This window comes from Paraliobacillus salinarum (assembly GCF_014083865.1).
GTDB lineage: Bacteria > Bacillota > Bacilli > Bacillales > Amphibacillaceae > Paraliobacillus > Paraliobacillus salinarum.
Genome location: NZ_JACEFA010000009.1, coordinates 95,972 through 104,001, shown reverse-complemented (window position 1 = coordinate 104,001; position 8,030 = coordinate 95,972). Strand labels below are relative to the sequence as shown.

7 protein-coding genes are annotated in these 8,030 nt (G+C 29.9%); 4 read left to right on the top strand and 3 right to left on the bottom strand.

Annotation, left to right across the window (positions count from 1 at the left end):
• On the top strand, nucleotides 1–91 hold a 91-nt coding region (locus HP569_RS10055; protein WP_182200158.1), incomplete at its 5' end, for an IS3 family transposase.
• A 416-nt stretch (nucleotides 92–507) separates the two neighbouring features.
• Here the strand turns inward: HP569_RS10055 and HP569_RS10050 are convergent.
• Both HP569_RS10050 and HP569_RS10045 read right to left on the bottom strand, forming a co-directional pair.
• Nucleotides 508–2,268: a UvrD-helicase domain-containing protein gene (locus tag HP569_RS10050; protein WP_182201037.1), complete on the bottom strand. Its 1,761-nt coding sequence runs from the start codon at nucleotides 2,266–2,268 to the stop codon at nucleotides 508–510.
• Nucleotides 2,261–3,979 carry an ATP-dependent nuclease gene (locus HP569_RS10045; protein ID WP_182201036.1) on the bottom strand — a complete coding sequence of 573 codons (1,719 nt, stop codon included), beginning with the start codon at nucleotides 3,977–3,979 and terminating at the stop codon, nucleotides 2,261–2,263. The genes HP569_RS10050 and HP569_RS10045 overlap by 8 nt, the downstream gene beginning before the upstream one ends.
• 653 nt (nucleotides 3,980–4,632) lie before the next feature.
• On the opposite strand from HP569_RS10045, the gene HP569_RS10040 reads away from it, so the two are divergent.
• Together HP569_RS10040 and HP569_RS10035 are read left to right on the top strand one after the other, a co-directional pair.
• Entirely contained in the window at nucleotides 4,633–5,472 is an 840-nt protein-coding gene (locus tag HP569_RS10040) for a hypothetical protein (RefSeq protein ID WP_246367092.1), read from the top strand.
• Nucleotides 5,473–6,110: 638 nt separating this feature from the next.
• Nucleotides 6,111–6,266 carry a hypothetical protein gene (locus tag HP569_RS10035; RefSeq protein WP_182201035.1) on the top strand — a complete coding sequence of 52 codons (156 nt, stop codon included), beginning with the start codon at nucleotides 6,111–6,113 and terminating at the stop codon, nucleotides 6,264–6,266.
• Nucleotides 6,267–6,342: 76 nt separating this feature from the next.
• Here the strand turns inward: HP569_RS10035 and HP569_RS10030 are convergent, their stop codons facing one another.
• Nucleotides 6,343–6,969, bottom strand: a complete 627-nt coding sequence (locus HP569_RS10030) for an HAD family hydrolase (RefSeq protein WP_182201034.1) — start codon at nucleotides 6,967–6,969, stop codon at nucleotides 6,343–6,345.
• 207 nt (nucleotides 6,970–7,176) lie between these two features.
• Here HP569_RS10030 and HP569_RS10025 point away from each other — a divergent pair, with 207 nt between their 5' ends.
• Nucleotides 7,177–7,989 (top strand): metallophosphoesterase, encoded by an 813-nt coding sequence (locus HP569_RS10025; RefSeq protein ID WP_182201033.1) that lies wholly within the window; start codon nucleotides 7,177–7,179, stop codon nucleotides 7,987–7,989.
• The last annotated feature ends 41 nt before the right edge of the window (nucleotides 7,990–8,030 follow it).

Here is an 8,030-nt window from a genome sequence, read left to right as displayed (position 1 = left end):
ATATATAGAATACTATAATATGAAACGGATAAAGGCGAAATTTAAAATGAGTCCGGTACAATACCGAACTCATTTTGAACAAGCTGCCTAATGAAATAACCGTGTCTAACTTTAAGGGGTCACTTCAGTTTGCCGGCTTTTTTATTTTATACAAATGTTATAAATAACTTATTAATTGGGTATCGTAATGTAATTGCATCACGTAACGCTATATAAGATAAGAAAAGCACTAGGTTTAACACTAAATGAGATAGGAGCGATCCTTGCAATATCAGGTGTTAATCTACACCACATTAAAAAGGGAAATCGTACTATAAATCCAAAACACAGAGTTATTACAAAGTGAAATTGGTCTTAAAAAACAGAGAGTTATTACGTTACTTGAAGAATATGAAACAAACCAACACTTAGCTGGCGATAAAGCCTGAGATGGGAGTGTAAACTAAACTGTGTAAGTTAAGAGAGCAGAGCATATGACTCTTTCTTACCAGTTTAGTTCTTAATTCCTCAAAAATACCTAATTATCTTAAAGTTCGGGAGTGTTAAAAAACAATTTACTTTCTTATTATAACCATGTTGATTCGGTCCTATATTAGCTGTAAGGAAGACATCTTTTTTCCCTCTAGTTAGCGCTACATAAAGAACACTTAATTCTTCAAAGAAAGGTTTTTCTAACCCAGGCACAAAATCAAATTTACAGTGTTTTTCATATACGCTTCGTCCGTTGTTTCGGCTGCATAACGTACAAAGTGATCTGCTTGTCGGGAAGCTAAAGGATGTCATATGGGGTAAATATACATAATCCCACTCCAATCCTTTTGAAGAATGAATTGTAGTTAAGGTTACTTTTTCATTTATCTCATTCATAAGTCTTTTAAGACTATTATTATTTAGAGTAAATATTATTGCTTCATATTTTTCCTCTGTAGAAATATTTTTGGTTTTTGTCGTTTCAAGTAGAGCATCTAGTAATCTCATTAAAGAGTTAAACATAGTTTCATTATCGGTGATTGTTTGTTTTTTTGAGTTTAATTTTCCTTTTACATTTGTAATAACCGTTCTACTAATAGATTTTCTTACTCCGCTTTCATTAATGAAAATTTCAAGAGCTTCTTTATGGAATTTTATATATTCAGGATCGCTATCATCAAATAGTCCGTTAAAATACGTAAGTTTATTCTTCTCAAAAATATTAATTAGATCGTTTGCCAAATATTTTGCTCTAAAAAGGATTGCTACTTTATTATCTAATTTTACATATTTTAGTATATCTTTATAGAGAAAAGTTGCTTCTTTATTATCAGTTTTGAATAACTTGAAATTTATATTAGCAGTTTTGGAATAGGTATTAATATTATTGTAATTTTTAAAGATGCCACGTATATAGCTGTCTAACTGCTTCATATTTTTATTATCTTTAAATCTATAGTTTGTTTTAAATTCCATAGGAAACATATTATATTCTGTCTCCATTTTTTTGAAAATGTTTGGTACAGCTCCCAAGAACCCATAAATCTTCTGAATGTCATCGCCCATTAGAATAACTTTATTAGTTTTTACTATCCGCTTTAGAAACTGCAAAGCTAAGTAATTTGTATCTTGAAATTCATCAATAATTACCATTTGATAATATAATTTGTAAAAGTCACTAATGGTTTTCTTATCGAGTATTTGTATCGCTAATAACAATATTCCATTGTAAGTGATTATATTTCGCGGAACTAATTTAGTTAAAATGATATCTATATAAGAACCTTGTAGTCTGTCTGCTGCTTTAAAATCCATTTTTTTTATACTTTCATCAAAATCTTCGAGAATTCTTATTTCTTCTGATACAAGATTGTTTCTGAGCCCACCATTAAAATCGGATGCCCTTATGAAATCATTTATATTCTTAAAATTTTCATGGAGTATATATCCATGTTTCCTAAGAATTCTATTTGCAAAACCATGATAATTAGAAACGTCCAGTTTATCATCGACTTCATAATTAGTTCTATCAAGTAAGGTTGGCAAGGTCTCTTTTATATCTTCGCGAATTTTAGCTGCAGAATTTACACTAAAAGTTAATGCAAGTATTCTTTTATTATTTAGATACTCATTAGTAATTATCTCATGTGCTACTTTGCTAATCATTGCTTTTGTTTTCCCACATCCTGCTGGTGCAGTAACAATTATTTTGTTTTCATCAGAAAGAATAAAGTTAAGTTGTTCCTGATCGTTACCGTGAATTTCAGTAAATTTAGCTCGAAGCTCTTCCTTATTCATTTAATCTACCCCTTAATGCATTCTCAATTACTGACTTAAAACAACTAGGAATCTCGTTAACATAAGTAGATAGTAGTGCTCCATTAATAGCAGTTTTATTATTCTTCAAAAATTGAAGCTGTTCTTCATTAATTCTTGTCATAATTTTTTCCGCTATTGTCTCATTTATTTCATATTCTAGTGGATTCTCTAAAAACTCTCTGACATTAAATTGGTCTATTTCCTGTTTGAAAGTACTTATGAGACTACCTATTTTATCAACTTCCATCAGGTATTTCATGTACTCTTTTAAAGTATAATGAGAGTAAACTTCTTCTTCAAAATCAATTTCACTTGTGAATAATATGTCTCTTTCACCTGTGTAGGAAGCTTCTTTATCCTTGTCTATTATAGCATTAACTGGAATTTTAAAAGCTCTGTATAATTGTAAACAACGTTTAACACTATCAGCACCATCCAGTCTAATAACTCCTATACCATCTTCATCTAAATCATGTCCCATCCTACTAGCAAAAATGGGAACGGCACCAAATTCAGTGTCACCTTCAACTAGGATTACAGATTCACTAAACATGGCTTCTTTTACATAGGTGAAACTACGGAGCAAATGTTTATGTACTTTTGGATCAAAATTAATGTTACTACCACTAATTGCTTTTACTTCGCCTTTTTGATTATAAAGTCTAATTATTTCTTTATATTCATTCAATAATATGTTTGGAGAATGTGTGACAACAAATACCTGTCCCAAGAACCCATCAATTCCAAATAATTCTTTTAGTAGTTCTGAAAATTCTTGATTCGCGTTATTGATTATTTTTTGTACACTTTTTATCAATGCTCTCTGTCTATATGGATGCTGATGAATTTCAGGTTCATCTAAGCCGAGAATTAGTGGTAAATATTTTTTATCATCTGGCATGGAAATCATAAGTTTTTCAAAATTTTCTTCTTTAGTAGTAGTTTTTAAATGAACCAATAGCTCTAAGATGTGCAGGAAAATATTAAATCCATATCTTATTCCGTCACCAAGATCATTAAGATTTCTTTTGAAACTATCACCAATTTCAACAATTCTATTTATTAGATTCTCATTATCATTATTAATGTAAGCTTCTACCTTTTCAGTACTTAATCCATTAAGTTTTTTTATTTGACCATTTAGAACCTCAATAACCTTATCTATTTTATCCTTGTCTAATAAATCGACATCATTAACGGATTCTTTTTTTAGGCTTTCTTTCATTAGGTAATTTAAAACTTTTCCTGTCCCTAAATTTTTAATAAAGTTTAATTCTTTACTTGGAATTCTGAGTGAAGAATAATAAATAAAATTTAAGCCCTTAATCTTTTTGGGACTAATGAATGTTTCTGAATCTTTATGATAATATTCAATTCTATCATCAACAGAATTTTGTTTTGCCACTACAGTAATTTGAAGTTTATCATCCACATCAAAATTATCCTCAAAATACCCAACTTCAGCATCAGTATATTTTACTTGGAATGAAACCTCTATTGGGGCTATTACATCATGAAAATCACTTTCATAGAATTTCCCTGTATTTATTAAAATATTTAGAAGCTCAAGTAGGTTGGATTTTCCTGTGTTATTTTTCCCGACAATAAAATTAATATTTTCATGAAAATCGACTTTCATTCCTGACAAATTTCTATAGTTTGTTATGTTACAAATCTTGCTAATTTGCACTTAATTCCCTCCTAGTTCATTAATATGAGGCTCTTTTTTGTGACTTTTGGCTTTAAGTCGTTATCTCTATTTTAAAGAATATTGTGACTAATTTCTACATATTCTGTATCTTTTATAATGATAAAGTAAGTGAGCTATACGCGAAACTTTTAAGTTAAACACAATATATATAAACGAACTGGATCTACGTCAATATCTTGGGACACAAAAAGGGTTAATAGTGCCAGACATAGAGCTTAAAGTAGTTTGAAACCTGCACATATTATTCCACAACTATGTTTAAAAAGAAAATAGCATAATGTACAATATCCAAAGAGATATGTAAAATAATACAATGGAAGAATTACTAACTTAGTAGATTCCATTATAAGTAAGTCTAAATAATACATAGTCCCCCACTTAGCTTTAGTTAATCATTTAGTTTTTTTCACTAGATAATATTGTATAGTATTATAAACATGAGAATGATGTGAGAGAGGTAAGTAGAATTATATTTTGTATGTTTATTAATCTCGTATAGGGTTTGGAAAATTTAGATATCCGAATTATACAAAATGAATGAGACGGGGGAGTAAAATGAAGAATAAGGTAGAATCAACCATTGGATCGAACTTTGGTATCTCTATGGTGGAGTCATATGGGATGTTTTTTCTTTGTTAGATCTTGAAATTAAGTACAATGTCATACCTAAAATGCATATTTATATGGTTATTAAAGTACCTAAAATAATTTTTGTTCATGATTCAATAAAGATAGATAAAAAATATATAGATTTTAAAATTAGAATAACTGATGATAGACCTGTTAATGAAATCGATTTTAAATTAACAAATAATTTAAAACAACAAGAATTAGAAGTAGTATTGAGTTCAAATAAAGATGATATAGAAATTAAGGATGAGCTTGGTAATTATGCACTTAAGGCAAACTCATTTATGTTATTAATTAATAATGGATATATAATGGATTGTGAAGTAGTTTATATTGGACGTTCTTTTCGTAATGAAGGTGAGAGAACTGTCTATGATAGATTAAAATCACATTCAACTTTACAAAGAATTTATGCTGAGAAAGAAGATGATAAGAATATCTTTTTGTCAGCTTGGAATTATGATAGGAACACAATAGGATCTTTGGCACCTATAGAGTCTGATAATCAAAAAAGTATTGATATTTTCATGAAACAACTGAAATTAAATGAGCGACCGGAATTAATCACTAAAAAACAGGAAATAAATTTTACGGAAGCTGCTTTAATAAGGTATTTCCAACCAAAATATAATGACAAAATGAAGTATAGATTTCCTTCAAGAACACATATTGAATATTCAGATTTATTTAAAGAAAATGTGGATTATATTTCTGTTGAAATTGATACTAAAAGACTATATATACGACTATATTCAGACGTTGTTCCTGGTAAATTTGAACACAATCCATTTTTTGATTTAAAAGATAAGCGAAGTAAATTTGATTTCTTTAGAATAGTATAGTAAACGAAAAATTAGTGAACTTATTGAAAAAATTTTCTGATGAGCACATAAGAAAGCAGTTCAACTTATTATAGGATTCATTTGCTACACAGTACAACGTATTATGCGATAGAAGATGATAGTCTAGAAATATCACGATTCCAGAGATCTAAAATCTTAATCCAACGGTAAAAAAGGAGGATTAGGACTTTGAAATTCAATATCTCTAAACTATTTCTGTTGGCAAATGTGTTGATAGAGAGTGGTGAAATCCGTGGAAACTGATGTTACAAAACATGGCAGAAGTGTTACGTTACTGTGACCGTAATAAATGGAGACGATATAAGTACGAAAATATAATTATAAAAGGTTTAAAATGGATTATAGATAGTCATTTATGTCACCACCGTAACCATGTATAACCTCATTATTTTGGTTATATTTAATCTAGAATCCCTATAAATCAACGATCGTATGCTATAAGTCTGTTGATAATAAAAGAGTAGCAATAATAGCATAGTCCATAGTCGATGAAATAAAAGAATGCTGATCTAACAGCATTCCTTTCAATCTCTAATTAGCATACAGGTTTTACAGGCATTCAAACAATTTAGTATTATATCTATAAAGTAAATTGTGATTTTAAAGGAGTTAATACAATGAGAACAGTAATCCGAATTTTATCTTTTCTTATTCTTATTTTTCTATTATATAATTTATTTAGTGAAAATAGATTTTCTGATTGGGTTATCTTAATTGCTGCTTTTTCATCGTTTGTTTTGTTTTTCTTATCTAAGAAGCTTAAAAGAAAGTAAATAATCAGATGTGTCTACATTACTATTTTTTTATATAATGATGACTTTTATTAATATTTATAAAATCTTTCTTATTCTACAGCAATTCCAACAACTCTTTTGGCTCTTCAAAAACATAATCAGGCTCTACAATACCCTCACCTGAAACACTGCCCCATTTTGCGTATCCAAAATCCATTTGTGCATGGTTTGCTGCTTTGTAATCGGATAAAGAATCGCCAATATAAATTGCTTCACTAGCGTCTATGTTTAATCTTTTTAAGCATTCGAAAAGTGGCTCTGGATCAGGTTTGTGTTTTTCTGTATCATCGGCAAGTACAGCTGCAGCCATATATTGATCCAATCCTTTTGAAATAAAATCTATCTCATATTGTTCAATCGTTTTAGCAGATACAACTGCTTGAATGATTCCACTAGATTTGAATTTTTCAAGTACTTCCTCAAATCCATCATAAAGTGTAGCGCCTTCTTCATACTCATTGACATATTGTACCCATCTAGCATAGGTATTCTCTTTATCCTTAAAATTTAGTTCTTCCATGACCTTCATACCTGGATAAGGTGAGAATTTCAAGACCTCTTCAAAGGTATAATCTTGCCCGGTTTCTTCCTTAATAATTTTCATTAGTGGATACATATTCATATTTAACGTATTTAATACAGTGCCATCAATATCATAAATAATCGCTTTATAGTTTTTCATTGATTCGTTCCACCTTTTCTTTTTTAAAATTTTGAGTGCTAGATTAGGATAACCCCTGAAACAGAAATGTTGCAAAGTCTATCTTATTATTTGAAACTCATAGTATTACACGATTCTATGATTGCATTTTTTTCTAAAATGAGCAAATCATCTAATAATATTATTAGGTATAATAGTAGTAAATCAGATTGAAAAAGGAGCGGTTAAGTGGCAACCATATTTGCGATCAGTGATATTCATGGACATTATGAAGCTATGATTGGTGTACTTCGCTTAGTAGATTTGGAGACGAATAAGGAAAATAAATTGATTTTATTAGGGGATTATGTTGATGGGGGAAAGGATAGTTGTCGCGTTCTTTATCATATAAAAGAATTAGAAAAAAAGTATCCGGACCAAGTTATTGTTTTAATTGGAAATCACGAGAAGATGTTTATTGATTGGTATACGACTTACAACGATAAAATGCAATGGCTAATGTTTGATCTCAAACTGCTTACTATTAAGAGTTTCTTTACGGAGGAACATTTTACCTTGATCGAAGAACGACCAGAGGTAAGTAAGGGCTCTTATGTGGAGGTTAGTCAATACTTAGTGCAAGAGATGAAGAAGCAGCATATAGAACTATTAAATTGGTTAACTGAAAAAAGTAAGCAAAAGCCTTATTATGAAACGGAAAATCAAATATATGTACATGCTGGAATTTGTGAAGTAGATGAAGGGCTTTGGAAACAGGCAACAGAGTCGGACGATTTTTATTGGAAATACCCCGCTGAGACAGGTGGTTTCTACAAAGATATTATTGCGGGTCATGTATCAACTGCTGAGATTGCTAAAGACGATGATTATTTAGGTAAGGTGTTTTGGGATGGGCAAAGCCACTTTTATATTGATGGAGAAACAAATAGAAGCAACACTATTCCGTTATTAAAATATGATACACGTACAAAAGCATACGCTAGTTACGAAAAGCAAGATGATGGTTTGTTGTCAGAATCTGAAATTACCCTCAAATTCTAATAAAATGTCCTAACTCCCTCATCAAATCAAAAGAGATGTTA